This is a genomic window from Armatimonadota bacterium, from assembly GCA_036504095.1.
Taxonomy (GTDB): Bacteria; Armatimonadota; DTGP01; order JAKQQT01; family JAKQQT01; genus DASXUL01.
Genome location: DASXVS010000071.1, coordinates 67,122 through 85,349, shown reverse-complemented (window position 1 = coordinate 85,349; position 18,228 = coordinate 67,122). Strand labels below are relative to the sequence as shown.

General features: G+C 62.4%; 17 protein-coding genes. 13 read left to right on the top strand and 4 right to left on the bottom strand.

All coding sequences use genetic code 11. The annotated features are described in order from the left end of the window. The first annotated feature begins 10 nt into the window (after positions 1–10). The 13 genes from VGM51_15895 (at position 11) to VGM51_15835 (ending at position 13,566) form a co-directional block, all read left to right on the top strand. Positions 11–1,273 carry a type II secretion system F family protein gene (locus VGM51_15895; GenBank protein ID HEY3414521.1) on the top strand — a complete coding sequence of 421 codons (1,263 nt, stop codon included), beginning with the start codon at positions 11–13 and terminating at the stop codon, positions 1,271–1,273. Between the two features lie 7 nt (positions 1,274–1,280). Beyond that, entirely contained in the window at positions 1,281–2,405 is a 1,125-nt protein-coding gene (locus VGM51_15890) for a DnaJ domain-containing protein (GenBank protein ID HEY3414520.1), read from the top strand. Beyond that, positions 2,402–3,310, top strand: a complete 909-nt coding sequence (panB, locus tag VGM51_15885; GenBank protein ID HEY3414519.1) for a 3-methyl-2-oxobutanoate hydroxymethyltransferase — start codon at positions 2,402–2,404, stop codon at positions 3,308–3,310. Before VGM51_15890 ends, panB begins: the two co-directional genes overlap by 4 nt. After that, entirely contained in the window at positions 3,307–4,173 is an 867-nt protein-coding gene (gene panC, locus VGM51_15880) for a pantoate--beta-alanine ligase (protein ID HEY3414518.1), read from the top strand. The genes panB and panC overlap by 4 nt, the downstream gene beginning before the upstream one ends. Further along, complete coding sequence (gene nadC, locus VGM51_15875; GenBank protein HEY3414517.1) at positions 4,170–5,021, top strand: carboxylating nicotinate-nucleotide diphosphorylase; 852 nt, start codon at positions 4,170–4,172, stop codon at positions 5,019–5,021. The genes panC and nadC overlap by 4 nt, the downstream gene beginning before the upstream one ends. A 9-nt stretch (positions 5,022–5,030) precedes the next feature. Next, positions 5,031–6,101: a hypothetical protein gene (locus tag VGM51_15870; protein ID HEY3414516.1), complete on the top strand. Its 1,071-nt coding sequence runs from the start codon at positions 5,031–5,033 to the stop codon at positions 6,099–6,101. Next, a complete protein-coding gene (locus VGM51_15865; GenBank protein ID HEY3414515.1) occupies positions 6,098–6,670 on the top strand; it encodes a DNA-3-methyladenine glycosylase in 573 nt (190 codons plus the stop codon). Before VGM51_15870 ends, VGM51_15865 begins: the two co-directional genes overlap by 4 nt. A gap of 13 nt (positions 6,671–6,683) precedes the next feature. Continuing rightward, entirely contained in the window at positions 6,684–7,904 is a 1,221-nt protein-coding gene (locus tag VGM51_15860) for a DegT/DnrJ/EryC1/StrS family aminotransferase (GenBank protein HEY3414514.1), read from the top strand. Next, positions 7,901–9,121 carry a neutral/alkaline non-lysosomal ceramidase N-terminal domain-containing protein gene (locus tag VGM51_15855; protein ID HEY3414513.1) on the top strand — a complete coding sequence of 407 codons (1,221 nt, stop codon included), beginning with the start codon at positions 7,901–7,903 and terminating at the stop codon, positions 9,119–9,121. The genes VGM51_15860 and VGM51_15855 overlap by 4 nt, the downstream gene beginning before the upstream one ends. A gap of 22 nt (positions 9,122–9,143) precedes the next feature. Then, entirely contained in the window at positions 9,144–11,231 is a 2,088-nt protein-coding gene (locus VGM51_15850; GenBank protein ID HEY3414512.1) for a CARDB domain-containing protein, read from the top strand. Next, on the top strand, positions 11,228–11,710 hold the full coding sequence (locus VGM51_15845) for an SAM-dependent methyltransferase (GenBank protein ID HEY3414511.1): 483 nt from the start codon (positions 11,228–11,230) through the stop codon (positions 11,708–11,710). Before VGM51_15850 ends, VGM51_15845 begins: the two co-directional genes overlap by 4 nt. 64 nt (positions 11,711–11,774) lie before the next feature. Then, positions 11,775–12,725 carry a GNAT family N-acetyltransferase gene (locus VGM51_15840; protein ID HEY3414510.1) on the top strand — a complete coding sequence of 317 codons (951 nt, stop codon included), beginning with the start codon at positions 11,775–11,777 and terminating at the stop codon, positions 12,723–12,725. Positions 12,726–12,882: 157 nt separating this feature from the next. After that, a complete protein-coding gene (locus VGM51_15835) occupies positions 12,883–13,566 on the top strand; it encodes a hypothetical protein (GenBank protein HEY3414509.1) in 684 nt (227 codons plus the stop codon). A 71-nt stretch (positions 13,567–13,637) separates the two neighbouring features. Here the strand turns inward: VGM51_15835 and VGM51_15830 are convergent, their stop codons facing one another. The 4 genes from VGM51_15830 to VGM51_15815 all read right to left on the bottom strand — a co-directional run bounded on the left by VGM51_15830 (position 13,638) and on the right by VGM51_15815 (position 18,093). Next, complete coding sequence (locus VGM51_15830) at positions 13,638–14,342, bottom strand: hypothetical protein (protein HEY3414508.1); 705 nt, start codon at positions 14,340–14,342, stop codon at positions 13,638–13,640. A gap of 219 nt (positions 14,343–14,561) precedes the next feature. Next, a complete protein-coding gene (locus VGM51_15825) occupies positions 14,562–15,680 on the bottom strand; it encodes a M20/M25/M40 family metallo-hydrolase (protein HEY3414507.1) in 1,119 nt (372 codons plus the stop codon). A gap of 163 nt (positions 15,681–15,843) precedes the next feature. Beyond that, positions 15,844–16,866 (bottom strand): Gfo/Idh/MocA family oxidoreductase, encoded by a 1,023-nt coding sequence (locus VGM51_15820; GenBank protein HEY3414506.1) that lies wholly within the window; start codon positions 16,864–16,866, stop codon positions 15,844–15,846. Positions 16,867–16,974: 108 nt separating this feature from the next. Beyond that, positions 16,975–18,093: a DegT/DnrJ/EryC1/StrS family aminotransferase gene (locus VGM51_15815; protein HEY3414505.1), complete on the bottom strand. Its 1,119-nt coding sequence runs from the start codon at positions 18,091–18,093 to the stop codon at positions 16,975–16,977. Positions 18,094–18,228: the final 135 nt, after the last annotated feature.

Sequence of the window (18,228 nt, the reverse complement as noted above, 5' to 3'; positions counted from 1 at the left end):
GGGATTTGCTATGCCAATGTACCACTATGAGGCGACGGACCGTTCGGGAAAGACGGTCGTCGGCTCGATGAGCGCGAAAGACGAAGGGTCCGTTCAAGCGCGCTTGATCCAGGGCGGCTACAAACCGACGCTTATTGAAGCGCCGGGCGCGGGGTTGCCGGCCCAATCACCTCCCATGGCTGCGGCGGCGACCTCAGCAAACTCCGGGGCTGTACAGTCGCCTCCGGTTCAGCATCCCGCGGAGCGAAGCCTGGCGCGCAAGTCGGTCACCGTTCCGGACCGCGAGTTGGCTCAGTTCTACCGGCAGATGGCCGGCATGCTGAAGTCCGGCGTTCCGCTGCCGCAGGCCCTCTCGCAAATCGTCGCATATACGAAGAACGCGGAACTCAAGCGCGCGATTGAGGACATGGAGGGGGCTGTCGCCCGCGGACGACCGATGAGCGAGGCGATGGACCGTCACCCACGAGCGTTCAGCGCAGGGCACATCGGCCTCATCCGGTCAGGCGAAGGGGCCGGGTTTCTGGACCGTGCGTACGGAGAACTAGCGGCTCAGGCCGAAGCGGACTGGGGCGTCCAGGCGATGGCCCGGTTCAATCCGCTCCTTTTCATCATCAAGGCCATCGGCATCCCATTTCTGGTGATGTGGCTTTATTTCATGTCCTCGATGCCTGCGTGGCAAACGACTCCGGCACTCATCGGCACATACCTGGGCCGCGCGGCGATCGCCGCCGGCGGCGCATTTGTCATAGTCATCGTGTTTTTCCCGACCCTGTCCCACCTTATTCGGTTAACGCCACTCGGGACCGCGATGAGGAATCTCGCCTCCGTAATCCCAGGGCTCAGCGCCCGCGCCAAGCGCGTGGACCGGGTGAAAGTCCTCGGGTCACTTGCTTCTTCCCTCACGTCGGGGATCCCCCTGAGCGTGGCGTGGGAGCTTGCCGCCGAGGCTGCGGACAGCGACCGGTTTCACCGGCTTATGTATGAACAGCTGTCCGGCATCAAACGTGGCGGCACCATCCCGGACGCTATGTACAATACCGGCCTCTTTACCGAGCAGATCCTTCAGATGGCGCGCTCCGGTGAAATGAGCGGCAATCTGCCGGAGATGCTGGGACAGGCGATCGTGTTTGAGCGCGAAGAGGCAAAGCACCTTGGCGCGCTGCTGCCGTGGGTCTTCGCCGTGCTCGCATATCTCGTGTTCCTGCTGGTGGCGGGATCTCTCGTGGTAAAGTTCGCCGGGTCTGTATACGGGGGCATGGTTAACAGTCAATAATGATGGCGTGGACTCGCCAGACTACTACGCCATACTGGAAGTGCCCTTCGATGCCGACGCGGCGGCCATTCGCCGCGCCTATCGTCGCAAGGTCAAAGAACTCCATCCGGACGTGGCAAAGGATAAGGCGAACGCCAACGAGGCGTTCCTGATCGCCAAGGAGGCCTACAACGTCCTGTCGGACCCCCAGCGACGTACGAATTACGATGTCACCTACACGGGCCGCCGCACCCGCTCTCAGACCACAGGACGCCGGCCGGAATCGGCGCCGCAAGCACCCGCCGCCGATACATGGACGAGGCATCAGAAGAGCCTGACGGTCGCGGAACTGCTGCAACGCGCCATGCGGGAGTTGGCAACCGGACGGAACCCGTACGCGCGTCGTGATCTCGGCGAGGTCCTAGCCAGGGAGCCCGAAAACCCGGACGCGATGCTCCTGATGGGCCGGTTGTACCGCTCGGAAGGTCGGACGGAAGACTGGATCGGTGTGCTGGAGGAGGGACTCCGGAAAAACCCGTCGAACGTAGCGATGCGCCTTGCATTGAACGACGCGCTCAGGAGTCGAAAGGAAAAGCCGTTTGTCCGCGAGTCACCGGAAACACGCCTGGAGCAGCGACGGCGCGCCTACCTCGCGACCGGCCTGATGGGGGGCGCGGCTGCGATCATGTGGGGAACATCGCGTACCGGACCGCCAATCCCGATCATCGAGTTCGCGGTCGCCGTTCCGGGTCGTCTGATGTATTCAACTGCGTTCGCGGCCGCGCTCGCGGGATGGACGATGGCGGCGACGGGGTACATCAGCAAGATCGACGATGAACTGTTCTGGCCGGACACGCGCGGCAGAAGTCTCAGCCGTCCGATTCATCGCAATGACGCGCCCCTTGGGTTGGCAGTCCCAGTCATGGCGCTGATACACTATTTCTTAGCGGTCTCCGTGATGGCGGTGCTGATGCTCACGCGTGGCGTTTTTAGCCGCTCGCTTGGCATTGTATCCGCCGTTGCATTGGGATTTGCCGCCGCAATGGCGATGGCCTATCCGGCCGATGCGGGTGGCATCTTCTTCTGGTGCCCCGGCTGGCTTCTATTTGCCGAGTTTTGCGGCTGGTATATCGGAGAGTTTTTTAGATCATGAGTTCCAATGGTACTGGACCTACACCGAAGCGCGTTACGGTTCCCTGGCTGCGAGAGGCTCGCGCCGAGGACCGTCGAATCGCCATGGTCACCGCTTACGATGCGCCATCGGCGCGTCTGGCGGATGCGGCAGGCATCGATGCTATCCTGGTGGGCGATTCCATCGGGAGCAACGTGCTGGGATTCGCGAACGAGCTTCCGGTGACGATGGACGATATGGTTCGTGCGACCCGCGCGGTATCCGGTGCGGCGTATCGCGCGCTCGTGGTGGCAGACATGCCGTTTGGCTCCTACCAATGCAACGAGGACGAAGCCGTGGCCAATGCGGTCCGCTTGGTCAAGGAAGGCGGCGCACAGGCGGTCAAGTTTGAGGGGGCCGGGCGTGCGTTAGCATTGATTGAGCGCCTTTCGCACTGCGGCATCCCGGTGATGGGCCACGTTGGATTCACGCCACAGTCCACGCACGCGCTGGGCGGAGCGAGGGTGCAGGGCAAGACGCGCGCGTCCGCGCAGGCCATCCTGGACGCCGCGCGCGAAATCCAGTTCGCCGGCGCGTTCAGCATCGTGCTCGAACTCATCCCGGCGCCGCTGGCGCGAACGATTACCGGCAGCCTGACCATCCCGACCATCGGCATCGGGTCCGGGCCGCACTGCGATGGCCAGGTTCAGATCTGGCACGATATCCTCGGGCTAGGGGGTGAACGCACCTTCCGCCACGTCCGCCGCTACGCGAATCTAGGACCGCTGATCCGCGACGCGATCGCGTCGTATGCGCTGGACGTTCAGGGTGGGCAGTTCCCGACGATGGAACACGCTGTATCGATGGACCTTGACCAGTTGGACAACCTTGACGGCGACGAGCGTTTCCCTTCTGAAGCGCAAAAAGAGGAGAGCGGCGAGGGATGAGGGTTTTCGACGATGTGAGCAAAGCGCGCGAATGGTCGCTTGCGGAACGGTGCGCCGGCCGGCGAGTCGCCCTGGTGCCGACGATGGGCGCCCTGCACAACGGACACCTCGCGCTGGTAGAGCTCGCCCGGTCGCTCGCGGACTCCGTCGTCGTGAGCATTTTCGTCAACCCGACCCAGTTTGGCCCTAACGAAGACTATCAGCGCTACCCACGGACCGTTGACGCGGATATCGCGGCATTGGAGGAAGCCGGCGTAGCCGCTGTGTTCCTGCCTCGCGCCGAGACGATGTATCCGGATGGGTTCCGCACGATCGTTGAGGTCGAAGGCATTTCGGACGTTCTGGAAGGGGCGATCCGCCCCGGACATTTCCGAGGAGTGACCACCGTGGTCGCCAAACTCCTGAACGTCGTGCCTGCCCAGTTTGCCGTGTTCGGCCGGAAAGATTACCAGCAGTTAATCATCGTGCGACGGATGGCCGAAGACCTGAATCTGGGGGTGGAGATCGTCGAACGGCTGACTGTGCGGGAGGCGGACGGGCTCGCGATGTCGTCGCGCAATCGCTACCTCAGCGCGGAGGAGCGTGCCAGCGCACTTGCGTTGAGCAGGGCGCTGGAGGCCGTTCGAAGCGAGGTTCGCGGCGGGGAGTATGACCAGACGGAACTCGAAACCGCCGCATGGTCGATCCTTGACGCGGAAGCCGGCGTTGTGCCGGACTATGCCGTGGTGCTGGATCCCGCGACCCTTAAGCCTCTCAAGCCGGACTGGCAGCGCGCCGTGTGCCTCGTGGCGGGCCGCCTGGGGCGTACGCGGCTCATCGACAATTCCGTGTTTGGGCGCGATGGCCGCGAGGAGGACTCGTGATCTCCGAACGACTCAAGGGACTCGTGGCGCTGGCGCTCGCCGAAGACGTGGGGCACGGCGACGCGACGTCGCTCGCTACGATTTCCGCGGACGCGACCGCCACAGGCAGAATCGTGGCGCGTTCTCCGCTGGTTGTGTCAGGTATCGAGGCAGCCGAGGCCGTGTTCAAGGCGGTGGACCCGGAGTGTGTGTTCACGGTGATGGCGGGAGATGGACAGTCGATCGCGGCGGACGCCGTCATCGCCACCGTCTCCGGCCGTGCCCGCGCCCTGCTGACGGCGGAACGGACCGCGCTTAATTTCCTGCAGCATCTGAGCGGCATAGCGACGATGACGGCCAGGTATGTCGCCGAGATATCCGGGACGGGGGCGCGCATCGTTGACACCCGGAAAACCGTACCGGGTTTGCGCGACCTCGCAAAGGCCGCCGTGCGCCACGGCGGTGGTCGAAACCACCGGGTGGCGCTTGACGACGGGATCCTCATCAAGGACAATCACGTTGTCACCGCGGGCGGCATCGCCCGGGCAATCCTGTCCGCGCGCTCAAACGGCGGCTATCTCCTGCGCGTGGAGGTCGAATGTGACACTCTACAACAGGTATCGGACGCAATCGATGCCGGCGCCGACATGATCCTGCTCGACAATATGGCGCCCGATGCCCTGCGCGCAGCGGTGACCCTTTGCCGTCGCCGGGCACAAACCGAGGCCAGCGGCGGCGTGAGCCTGTCCACGGTGCGCTCCATCGCGGAGACCGGCGTGGATTTCATTTCCGTTGGCGCCCTCACTCACAGTGCGCCGGCGGCGGATATCGCTTTGGACTTCGACGCGGAGGCCAGGGGTACCCCCTGATCCACAAACATGAACTGCCCGCACTGTTTCCAACCCATATCCGGAACAGATGCCTTCTGTCAGCACTGCGGCGCGCGTCTGGCCGAACCCGGCGTTCTGACGGCTTCTGAAGCGACGGAGGACCCGACCTACGGCGCGCTCGCGCACGCGAACCTGCTGCGTCTGCGCGGCGACTGGGAAGGCGCCCGTGAGAAGACGGTGGCCGTGATGCGCGAGTACCCGAACAGCGGTACGGCGCACTCCTTGATGGGAGACATTTTCGCCGATCAGCAGTTGTACGACGAGGCCTCGCAATGGTACCGCATGGCCCTCGATCTTGAGCCGAACAACGTGGCGGACTCGCGCAAACTCGCCGGCGCTTCAAAACACCTGCAGGAAGCGGTCGAGGCTGCGGACAACGCCCCGGACACGCCCCCGCGGTTCAGTGTTGTGCGAGTGGCGGCCGTGGCCAGCATGGTCTTCCTGGTATTCGCCATCTCGCTGGGTTTCTACGTGAAGACGCACACCGTGCCCCTGACGGACCTGGGGCCGACCTGGAAGAGGCCCGCGCCATCGGTCGCGGGACCGAGCGCCGGACCTCCCGGCGAGACCCAGCCGCCTGCGTCGCCGGGCGCCACGACGCCGCCGGCCCTCTCGCCCGCCATCGGCGAAGGCCTGGTCCACAGCGACCGCGAGAACACGCTTGTCTACGCGATCCGGAAGGACCTGCTTCAGTCACAGGCGCCCGTTTCCCTGGTTGGCGCTACGATAGATCCCCGGTTCGACAACTGCACTTTGACTCTGGACGCAAGCCGCCTCGCGGTGTCTGCCCGAAATTGGATGGCTCAGTTGCACGCATTCGCGCTGAGCGTTGCCGCGAGTGCTCTGAAGGCGGATACCGCCATCAAGACCGTCACCGTCCGGGTCCTGATGCCGTTGCCTGGTTTCAATGGCAACACCGATGATGTGGCGTTCATTGGGGACTTGGACGCGCCCGCGCCAACCAATTTGTCCGTGCCGCCGGCCCCGACAGCCTTCACCCGGCGCTGGTGGAATCGCGGGCTGACGCCACCCGCCGGAATGGCGGACACCGCGCTGTGAGTCTGCCGGATTTCCTCGTGGGTGATGCGCTCGTCGCGGCGCGCCTCCTGCTCGGCTGGATCGTGGTTCACGAGGCCCCGGATGGCGTTTCCAGCGGGCGGATCGTGGAGACCGAGGCATACACACAGGACGACCCCGCGTCGCATTCCTACGGACGGCGGACGGCTCGCAACGGCGTGATGTTCGGCCCGGCCGGCCACGCTTACCTGTACCGGATCCACCAGGAAACGTGCCTGAACGTGGTCATAGGGCCCAAAGGCAGCGGCGACGCCGTGCTGATCAGGGCGTTGGAACCGGTCGCCGGGCTTGAGCTGATGAGGAAGCGCAGGGGAGTCGACGAGGAACGCGTCCTGTGCGCGGGACCGGGGCGCCTCTGCCGGGCGCTCGGGATCACGATGGAATCCAACGGAATGCCCCTTGAGGGTGGGGCCCTCCGGCTGGAACCGGGCGAACCTTTGACGGACGAGCATATTATAACGGCAACGCGTGTCGGCATCCGGTACGCATCGGATTGGCCGCGCCGCTTCTACGACGCGCGGTCCAGGTGCGTATCACGCCGAGCGCGATAGCACGGGAGGCTCGATGAGCGAGGAACTCGCGGTACTTGGCGGCAAGGCGATCCGGTCGGATCCATTTCCTCAATGGCCGGTCCATGGCGACGCGGAACGGGCCAGCCTTTTGGAGGCCTTGGACAGTGGACGTTGGAGCCTTGGCAACGAGGCTGTAGAACGCTTCGAGGAGACGTTCGCCCGGCTTCACGGCTGCAAGTACGCCGTAACGGTCACAAGCGGCACGGTGGCCCTGCGGACCGCGCTGCTCGCCGCGGGGATTCGCGCCGGCGACGAGGTCATCATGCCCGCGTACACCTTCCAGGCCACCGCTACGGCGATCGTGGAGGCAAACGCCGTCCCGGTCTTCGCGGACGTTGACCGCGCTACTCTCACCCTTTCCCCGACCGCATTTGAGGCAGCCATCACTCCGCGCACGCGCTTCGTGCTGCCGGTCCACTTCGCCGGGCTTCCGTCCGATATGGACGCGATCCTCGATCTCGCCGCCCGGCACGGCATTACAGTCATCGAAGACGCTTGCCAGGCCCACGGCGCTTCGCTGGATGGGCGTCCCGTCGGTTCCATGGGCGCCGCCGGCTGCTTCTCGTTCCAGTCGTCCAAGAACCTGAATTGCGGGGAGGGTGGAGCGATAGTGACATCGGACGAAACGCTGGCCCGCCGTTGCCGGCAGGTGCGCAACTGCGGACGCGGCGCCACAGATCCGGAGTCGGACCTGGGAATCGCCGGAAACTACCGCCTCACCGGGTTCCAGGCGGCCGTCCTGAACGCCCAACTCACCCGTTTCGAGGGGCAATTCGCCACTCGCGAGCGCAATGCCGCCCTGCTGACGGAGATGCTGGCGGACGTTCCGGGCATCATCCCGCAATATCGGTCGGACCGCGTGACCCGTCACGCATACCATCTGTACTCCTTCCGGTACGACGCGTCGGTTTACGGCGTATCACGCGAAGTCTACCTGGCGGCGCTCATGGGGGAGGGCATCGCCGGCACCGCCGGGTATACCGAACCGCTCTACCGGATGCCCCTGTTCGCGCGCGAAGCGTACGGCCCTTACACCGCGGCCAGGCGCGAACGGTTGAACGCCTGCCCGGTGACGGAGGCCATCTGCCACGGCGAGGGCGCCTGGCTCTACCAGAAGCTGTTGCTGGGCTCGGACGAGGACACCCGGGACATCGGCCATGCGTTCGCCAAGCTCTATCGCCTGCGGGACCATTTGAGAGAGGTGCGGCTATGAGGTGCGGGACCGCGGAGACTGACATAACGCCCGAGCCCGGTGGAGACTTGGCAGGCTTCGTCGCCCGTACGCAACCGTCGCTGGGAATCCACGATCGGTTGGCGGCCCGGGCGCTGTTCCTCGAGGGGGACGGGCGCCGCGTCCTGTGGCTCCACGCGGACGTCATTGCGTTTGAGCGGGAAGACGTTCAAACGGTCAAAAAGAGGTTGTTCGATCGCTTCGGACTACATGGCCATGAGGTTGTCATCAGTGCCACGCATACCCATTCGGGGCCGACAACGGCTCGCCTGCTGGAATGCGGGGAGTACGACGCGTCGTTTGTCGCCGGCCTCGTCGAGACTCTGCTATCGCTTTCCGGAGAGGCGCTACGGAATGCCAAGCCCGTGAGCCCTGTGTTCGCCGAGGGAAGCTGCGAAGTAGGATCCGACCGGCGCGGCCAGCCGGGCGCGCACGCCGATCATCGCGTGCCGGTTTTAGGCTTCAGAAGACCCGACGGCAGCTACGCCGCGGTGCTGGCTGCATACGCCGTGCACTGCGTCGCGATGGGCCCCGAGAACAGGCTGGTCTCCGCTGACATCCTGGGCCATGCGGCACGTGTGCTGAAGCAGCAAATGCCCGGTAATCCGGTAGTATTGTTCGTTAACGGCGCCGCCGGCAACATCAACCCACCGGGCGTCCAGGACGATTTCGCGGTGATGGAAGGGTGGGGCGGCCAGGTCGCCGCCGCCGCCCTGGAGGCGCTGGGACGGGCCAAGGCAGTGCCGGACACCATTGGGACCGGCCGCCTTGCGACAATGCTCTGCGCGCCGGGACACCTCTCCGATGCGGAAGCGCGCGCGACCGTCGCCGGCAGCCTGGGTGGCAACGAACGCTTCCTCAAGGCGCAATCGAGGTGGTTTGCCCTGCTGGCCGGGGATGATCCGCGTCTGGAAGCGCCGGTCGACGTGCAAGTGGTGGAGATCGGCGGGGTGAGATTCGTGTGTTTCGGCGCTGAGGTTTTCAGCAGAATGGGGGAGGGGCTTGGCGACCGTGCGTACCCGGTCGGCTATGCCAACGGCGATGGGGGCTACCTGTGTCCGGAATATGCGTATTCCGAGGGTGGCTATGAGCCCGAGGTAGCCTGTCTGTTCTACGGTACGAATCCTATCCGGCGGGGCGCGTTCGAAAGCCTACGCGGCCTCGCTAAGGAACTCATCCAAACCGGTGGCGCCGTCTGAGAACGGCGCTCAAGGAGAATCCATGATGTTGGGACGCTATGTGATGGCGGCGGGATTGGCAATGGCGGCACTGGCCGGCACAACGGATGCGGACACGCTCCTGCTCAAGGATGGCACGACGCTCGACAACTGCTTCGTTCGAGATGAAGGAATCCGATTTCTCGTCTGGGAGAAGATGGCAGACGTTGGAACGCCAAACTTCAGGATCATCCCCCGCAGCCAGGTGAAGAGATTCAGCGACGCGCAGGAGTACAAGCTCGATCGCGCTCCGGATTGGGACGTTCACCCCAACCTCCCCGACCTCTCGGTCACGTTTATATCCATGACTCCGCGCCTTGCCGGCCTGCACGGACACGTGGACTATGACAACCTGGGCCGTCCGGTGCTGAAAGGCGCGGGCCTGCCGGACCTCGGCGATCGGGCGATCATGAACCCCGAGGAGGTGGTCAAGGACGTCAAGCTGTCTTACAAGCCGGGCGAGGAGATCACGCTGACGGCACACGTGAAGAACCTGGGCTTCGCCACGGCGGCGCCGTTCACCATCACATGGCTGCTGGACGGCCAAGAGATTGGCAGCGCAAAGACGAGCAAGCGCCTCGGAGAGATGGAAGAGACGACCTTCGAGCGCAAGTACAAGTGGAAGGAGGGGATGCACTCCATCACCTTCCGCGTGAACACAACGCAAAGAGAGATCGCCTCCATCAACAACGAGATCACGGATCCTCTTTGGGGCTGGTCGTACTACTTCGTGGTGAACCCAGGCCGCGTGGCAGCCTGGCATCAGAATCGAACGGCCTATGGGACTTTCTCTTTCGAAGACTTCTACCGATGGCACGTGGACCTGATGAACACTCTGTTCGCGGCATCGAAATACCCCGCGGCGCCGGACGGGATCAAGGCACGCGTCCGCCTGGATCGCATCGTGTATGCCGATGACGTCGATGCCGGCGTCAAAGCCCAGAACGGCCCGGATGGGCTGGGCTATCACCAGGGCGGCTGGACCTGGATCGACGACGATGATAAGAACAAGACGTGGAAGCCCGCCGAGCATACATGGCGGAATTCCACCGAATGGTCCCTGCCGCACGAACTAGGCCATCAACTGGGCCTCGTGGACTACTACGCCCTCGACGATGGCGGTACCAACTCCCTGGTCTGGGGCGACAACGGCGAAAAGGTAACGCATTTCCAGAACCACCCGGATACGATGATGCACTGGCACGGCCCCCAGCTTTACTCCGAGGCGGACGCAGGCTACTTCAATATGCGATGGGACAAGCCCGGCGGCTATTTCGGCGATTACTATTTCGCGATCCCGGCCCAGAACTACCTGCGCATCACCGATATCAATGGTCGCGCTCTGAACGATGCGAAAGTCGAGGTATTCCAGCGAGGCGTGGAAGTAGACACCAAGGCGCCCACCAGCCTGGACCAGGGCGTCAAATTCTACGCGGTCGTTGAGGATGGCAACTTCGATCACCCGATTTCAAAGGATCCCGTCATCGCCGGCACGACCGACGCGCAGGGCGTGCTCCGCCTCCCGAATCGTCCCGCCGCGCCGGTTCGCACGCTGAACGGATTTGAGCGCAAGCCGAACCCGTTCGGCAACATCAACGTGGTCGGCAATCGCGGCGACATGCTCGTGAAAGTGACGAAGGACGGCCAGACGGCGTTCTTCTCGCTGGAAGTCGTCGATTTCGTGAACGCCTGGTTCCGCGGCCAGAAGGACAGCTACACCACCGTCCTGAAGACTCCGTTCCGGTCGCTGGAATCGCCGCTCCCGCCCCGCGACGTAAAGTTCGAGCGGGTGGATAACGACCACGTAAAGGTCACCTGGAGCGCGCCGGAGGTCGCAAACGAGCGTCAGTACATGCAGCAATCCATGGGCTTCCGCGTCTATCGCCGCATATCGGACGCCGCGCTGAATGACCGGCCGTGGTTCCCGGTGGCAACCACCTCGAAGAACACTTTCGAAACCGTGGTCGATCTGCGCCAGTACCAGGACGATAACTACTGGTTCACCCGGACCGACCGGTTCGCCGTCTCGAGCGTCGGAGAACTCGGTCTCGAAAGCGAACTCGTGAGCGTTGTGCTCCCGCCTAAGAAATGAGCGGAGACGGCACGATTACACTGCGACCCATCGGCGTCGTTCGGAACGGGAGAACCGATCCGGACGACGATCGGTGGGGCGGCGTTGAGTCCACGATTGAGCTGGACGGCCGGCAATTTGGTGAGGAGGCGCTGGCCGGCCTCGCCGGGTTCAGTCACGTCGAAATCGTCTTCCATTTCCATAGGCTTGGGGTGCGAGACGAGACGGCGGGGGCACGCCATCCGCGCGGCAATCCGGAATGGCCCTTGGTTGGGATCTTCGCACAGCGCGGCAGTCCGCGGCCGAATCGCCTCGGCGTTACGCGATGCCGCCTGCTGGGTATTGATGGGTTGAACGTCCGGGTCGGCGGCCTCGATGCTCTGGACGGTACACCGGTCCTTGACATCAAGCCGTGGTTCGCCGAGTTCGGCCCCGACGGGCCGGTCGAGCAGCCGGAATGGGTTGCCGATGTCATGCGCGAATACTGGACGGACGTTTAGCAAACCCGCGGCTTCGCTCGTATTAACCCTTGCTGCGTCACCCGTTTCGTGGCAGGAGGATATTATGAACGTAACCATTCGCCGGCAAACGCCGGACGACTACCCGGTTCTTGCGGACATATTCAACGCGAGCCTGCCGGACTACCCGACGACAACCGAGCAGATTCGGCGGTACGACGAAGTGCGCGACCCCAAATGCTTTCATGAACGCCTGATCGCGGAATGCGATTCGCAACCGGTCGGGGCTGTCACTTTCGGCAACACGGAGTGGATGTTCCACCCGAGGCGATTCGCCATCGAGGTGCACGTGCTTCCCGCACACCGTAACGCCGGTGTCGGGACACAATTGTATGGCGCGATGGAAGCCAATCTCGCGACGCTCGAACCGGAGGTCCTGCGCTCGCTCGCGCGCGAGGATATGCCGGAATCCATCCACTTCCTGGAGAAGCGAGGTTTCCACGAGGAAGACCGTAACTGGGAGTCGCGACTGGCCGTTGCTGCCTTCAACCCTGGACCGTATGACGGCATCGAGGATTGCCTGCGTACCATCGGCGTGGACATCGTGACGTTCGGCAGCCTGGCGAGCGATCCGGATCGTGACAGGAAGATGTTCGAACTGGAGACGGAACTCGTGCATGATCTGCCGGCGCCGGAACCGCTTACCGACCTGTCATACGAGCAGTACGGGAAGCATATCCTGGACAGCCCGAATCTGTTGCCGGAAGGCTGGATGGTCGCCACTCACAACGGTGAATACATCGGCGTGAGCGTAGTCTGGTTAGCGCCGGGGCAGGCATACCTGAACACGGGCCTGACCGCCGTGAAGCGTGAATGGCGCCGAAACCGAATCGCCCTCGCGATGAAGCTGAGGGTCATCGAGTACGCACGGCAGCGCGGCATCCCGCAAATTCGCACCGACAACGAGTCCAACAACGTCGGCATGTTGTCCATCAATGAGCGGCTAGGCTTCGTGAAACAGCCGGTGTGGATAGGGTACGTGAACAAACTGAGATAACCACAAAGGCACGAAGACACAAAGACGGAGTGATGCGTTAGGAATGATGAGCGATGAATGCCGGCGATTCAACGCTCATCATTCTTGGCATATGGTGAACCCTGGCCGGCGGTCGAAGCATCTGCGGAAGTATCCAGGTCGAAACGAGGAGAGCCCGATGGACCCAGTTCAACCGCCGCCTGTTATATTCGATTCGTCCGGGTCCCGCAGTGGATTCTGTGAACGCGGAGTGATCTTCGCTCTCATTGCCGCAGCGGTCGTTCCACTTTATGGCTATGAGTTGCTCTCGGCCGGAGGCATTGTTATCTCGATCAACGTCGCCGGTGCAGCGCTCTTTGCGGCCGCTTTCGCCCTCCCAGTCCCGGTGGCGGTGATGTTGTCACTAGCCACAGCGTACATGCGGCGCAGGCGCACCAACTACACCGTTCCTTCATCACCAAACGCCGTGATCGCCTCCGCCGCCATTCTGCTGTTCTGGATAGGCGCGCTTGGTTGGCAATATCACAAGGACTCCGTGTTTCAACGCAACTTGGAAGCGCGGATCCAGCCCTGGGCTGAGAGTATTCTCTCCCGACCCCGTGGGGAAGTGGTGGACAAGGGCACGAAAACTGTTCGGAAGGACCTGGTCCCGCCATTCATTGGGCACCATGCGCGACGAGGAGTCGAAGTCCAAGATGCCGTAACGTCCCGTTTTGGCGCCTCAGAAACGACCATCGTTGTATACTACGGCGGAGGTTTGATCTCTACGCACGGCTATGTCATCGGCCGCAGTACGCTCAAGGTGGATCCATGGCCGCGCAAGGTCAAGGATGGCCTGTACAGCTTTCAGTTGGCGTATTGAGCGCCGCTGCGCGCAGCGTAGCTCCCTCCGGTGCGCCTAGATTCATTCCCGATAGGCAACGCCGAACGGATTCACATTCGCTCTACGTGCCGGGCATAGACGCCCGGCATCAATTTGAGCGTCTGGTCCATCTCATCGTTGTCTATCTGGATATCAAGCGTGCTGGCGCCAAGATAGTACGCTTCCACGTCGAACCATCTGTAGCTGACCACCAGGTAGCGCGCCTTGGGATCTTTATCGTCATGGATGCGCACTCCCGTGTAGTTCCCACCCTTGAGATACGACGGGACTAACGTCTCCTTGACAAAGACACCAACCTTATCGGTATGGGGATCAACGCGCTTTGGGTCGAGAAAATAGCTATATGGGCGGGTAAGAAGCGATTCAGCCCAGCGTTGAGCACGCGGGCCGAGATCCCGCCTGAACGCCAGCGACCGAAGCGCCTGGGCCTGCGTGATGGTATGCGTCTGCGACAGACACAGGCATGCAAAGAGGAGCGCTGCGACCCCGATGACCCTGCTTCTTGCGGACTTGAACACCACCAGGTTCCACAACGATTCGAGGACGATGCCAGCGGCGAGAAATAGGAAGGCGAATAAGAAGAGAAATCCTTCTCCCAACACCATCCCGAACGGACTGTACGCACCGAAGCGCCAGACGTATGCGAGGTGGAATAGAATCAGCGTTACGAGGATGATAACGGAAACGGGAATGCCCTCCCGCCGCCTCGGAGTGATACCTGTCGTTGAGGGGGCACCGAACACAGTTTCGTGCATCGTATAACCTCCACATCGGAGCCAATCAAGCCAACTCGCCCTTTCGCTATCGCTATCGACGCGCGAGACACCCTCCGGAGTTCATGCCGTGAGAACCACAAAGGCACAAAGGAAGCGATGAATTCAGAAGTCAGAATTCAGATTTCATAATTCGGGAATTCATCATTCTGCACTCTGACTTCTGCATTCCCTTGTGTCTTCGTGCCTTTGTGGTGAATCTCAGCCCTTGGTCGCTTCGCGCATGATCGCCTCAACAACGCGGGCGCCAATCACGAAGTCGGCAACGGGTATGTACTCATCAACCGTGTGGATGTCCCCGTAGCCGCAGCCGATGACGGTACACTTCATGCCCTTCTCGTGGAAGTAGTTTGCGTCCATGCCGCCGCCGGTGGAGTGGATTTCCGGTTCGAGGCCCAGTGTGCGCATCGCCGCCGCGGCGACCTTCACCTCGTGCGAATCCTCGGGAAGCTGGAAGGCATTGAAGATGCGTTCGACATTGATCTCCGCGCGGGCTCCGAACTTCGCCGCAGCATCCTCCACAGCCTTCACCATCGCGGCCGTCTGGGCGGCCAGTTTCTCCGTGCTGTGGCTGCGCGCCTCGGCGTCAAAGTGGCACAGTGGAGGCACGATGTTCGTGGCCTGACCGCCCGTAATGACGCCTACGTTCGCCGTCGTTTCGGTGTCCAGGCGGCCCTGCGGCATCGCGGCAATGGCAGTCGCGGCGACGGTGATCGCATTGATCCCTTCCTCGGGCCGCGCTCCCGCGTGGGCGGCCTTACCGTGGATGGTGGCGTGGATCTGGTCCTGTGACGGTGCGCGGGTAATGATGGCGCTTAGAGGCTGGCCGCTATCCACGACCCAACCGGATCTGGCGGTGACCCGCGCAGGGTCAAGCAGGCGCGAACCGTGGAGGCCGATCTCCTCGCAGATGGTGATGATGACCTCGGTGGGAGCCGATGGCGCGTTATCTTCGGCAGCGCTTTCGAGAGCTTCGAGGATACAGGCAACTCCGGCCTTGTCATCCGCGCCAAGGATGGTCGTTCCGTCCGTCTTGATGATGCCGTCTTCCTGAACGACGACGATACCGGCGGTCGGCTGGACCGTATCGATGTGGGCGTTAAAGAAGACGGGAGGCGCTCCCGTTGTGCCAGCACGGCGCGCGATTATGTTGCCTGTGTCGCCGCCCATCTTCTCGCCCGCGTCATCGCGCTGGACAGTAAAGCCAAGCCGCTCCAACCGAGCCTGTACGGCGTCCATCGCGGCCTTCTCGTGTAGTGAGGGGCTGTTCAGGTGAACCAGTTCCAGAAATGTGTCCACGAGGCGTTGCTGGTTAATCATGTTGTCTGTCTCCTTTGCGCTATGTCGTCATTGTAGGAGCGACGCCCCTCTAACGTCATCCTGAGCGAAACGAAGGATCTCAACGTGAGGTTGAGATCCTTCGTTTCGCTCAGGACGCTGTTGAGGGGCGATCGGTGCTCTGAAGCCCCTCCGAATCAATGCGTTACGCTTCCGGCAATACCCGCTCCAGGGCGCGCAGTTCGTGCTCGCCGGGCCCCAGCGGGAAGACGATTTGCTTGCGCTCCACCGCGGAGCGGATCAGGCCGCACATGATCTCCTGGTCCTTGAAGGCGCCTTCGCCGTCACAGGGGTGAACCTGCGTACCGTCCAGCCAGAGCGCGATGTCCTCAATGTACGGGGCCTGCTCGTGATCGCCATCCCAGGTGCCTTCGCCGGAGAAGACTCCGTCTTTGGTTACCGCGCGATAACCGCCACCGACGAAACACTCCGCGAACCCTTCGGTTCCCTGGGCGCCGATCCGGACCTTGCGCCACCAGTATTCCACTTCCGGAACGTCCGGGGCCAGGCTGCCGCACTCAAGGATCCCGCGGACGCCGTTGGCAAACTGGATGAAGCCGCCGAGGTAGTCTGGCGACGGATGGTTGTCCGTCAGCTTCTCGCGGCCGTGCGCCTGTCCGATGACCCATTCCGCGTCGGCTCCGCCGTTGAAGAAGCGGAGGTAGTCGGCCAGGTGGGTCGCCATGTGCATCATCCAGCCTGTCGAGGTGGCGTAAACGGTCTGGACCTTACCGATGGCGCCGCTGTCGATGATCTTCTTGGTTTCCTGGAACTGAACGTTGTACTTGCGCTGGTGGCTCTGCACGGATTTCACTCCGGCGGCCCGCAGGCAATCGCGCATTTCGAGGGCCTCGGTCATGTTCGTCGCCATCGGCTTCTCATAGGCGATCAGTTTAACGCCGGCGTCGCAGCCAAGCTTTATTAGGGGAAGGCGGACGGTTGGCGGTGTGCAAAAGCAGAAAACGTCCGGCTTCACGGCCTTCAGCATTTCGCCCGCATCGGCAAACCCGTCCGGATTTCCGCAAAGCGCCTTCGCGGCCTCCACGCGCTCGGCGTCCACGTCGGCGACTCCCACTACCTTGAAGCGTGGGTTCTTATAGAACAGGTCCGCATGGACCTTGCCGCGCTTGCCGAGACCGGCAATCGCGACGGTGTATGTGTCTGGCATTACTCTGGGCCTTCCGTGTTGATATGGAAATGAGGAAACGAGGAAATGAGGAAATAGCGTTCACTTCCCCGTTTCCCCATTCCCTCATTTCCCCATTCTCATCCGGGATTACTGCTTCGCGTCCCACTCCATTACGGCGTCGGCCACGTACTTTACCTCTTCGGCTGTCAGTTCAGGATAGATCGGAAGCGAGAGGCAGCCGGCCGCGTTCTTCTCGGTTTCCGGCAGGACCGGCTTCGGGTCGCCCCCGCCGAACGGGAAGCCTTCCTGCTGGTGGATGGCGATGGGGTAATTGGTCAGCGCGATGATGCCTTTATCCTTCAGGAAGGCCTGGAGCTCGTCGCGATGCGGGGTCTCTATGACGTAGAGATGGTACACGTGGCGATAGCCCGGCTTGCCTTTTGGCAGCTTGATATTCTTCACACCCGCGAGGTATTGGTCATACAACTTGGCGTTGGCGATGCGGGCATCGTTGAATTCATCGATATGCTTCAGCTTGACGCCCAGGATCGCTGCGTGGATTTCGTCGAGGCGGCTATTCCAGCCCACGCTGTGGTGGCTGCGCTTGTTGGAGCCGTGGTTGCGCATCTTGATGATGGGCTCAATAAGATCGTCGCGATTGGTGAAAACGGCTCCGCTGTCGCCGAAGGTGCCGAGATTCTTGGCGGTGATGAACGATGTGCAGACGGCGTCGCTGAGTTCACCGATCTTGAATGTATCGCCCCTGGAACCCATGGCCTGTGCGCAGTCTTCAACAACCCAGAGATTGTGCTTCTTGGCGATGGCGGCGACAGCGGGCATATCGGCCGGCTGGCCATACAGGTGAACGGGCACGATGCCCACCGTCTTGTCGGTGATCTTGGCCTCAACCTGCGAAACGTTCATGTTGCGAGTGTCGGGGTCGCAGTCGACGAACACCGGGATGGCGCCAACAAGCCAGACCGCTTCGGCGGTGGCCCAGAATGTGTTGGACGTAGTGATGACTTCGTCGCCGGGCTTGATGCCCAGGGCGAGGAAGGCGAGCCAGAGCGCGTCGGTGCCGGAGTTCAGGCCCAGGGCATGTTTCATGCCCATGTATTCCTGCAATTCGCCCTCGAACCGCTTGCCGACGGGCCCCAGGGTATAGACGCCGCTCTCGAGGACGCCGGTGATGGCCGCGTCCAGCTCGGCCTTGTAGTTGTGATACTGTCGCACATGCCCGTAGAACGGGACTTTCACTTCCGCCATTACGTATCCTCCTCAGAATCTTCGCGTACCGGTGGGGTCCGCGTTTGCACGCTGAGCCATCCGGAACTTCGATGCGGTATTATATAACCATTTGCGCCGCCAAGTGACACCGTCAACTTGACGGATTGCATCATT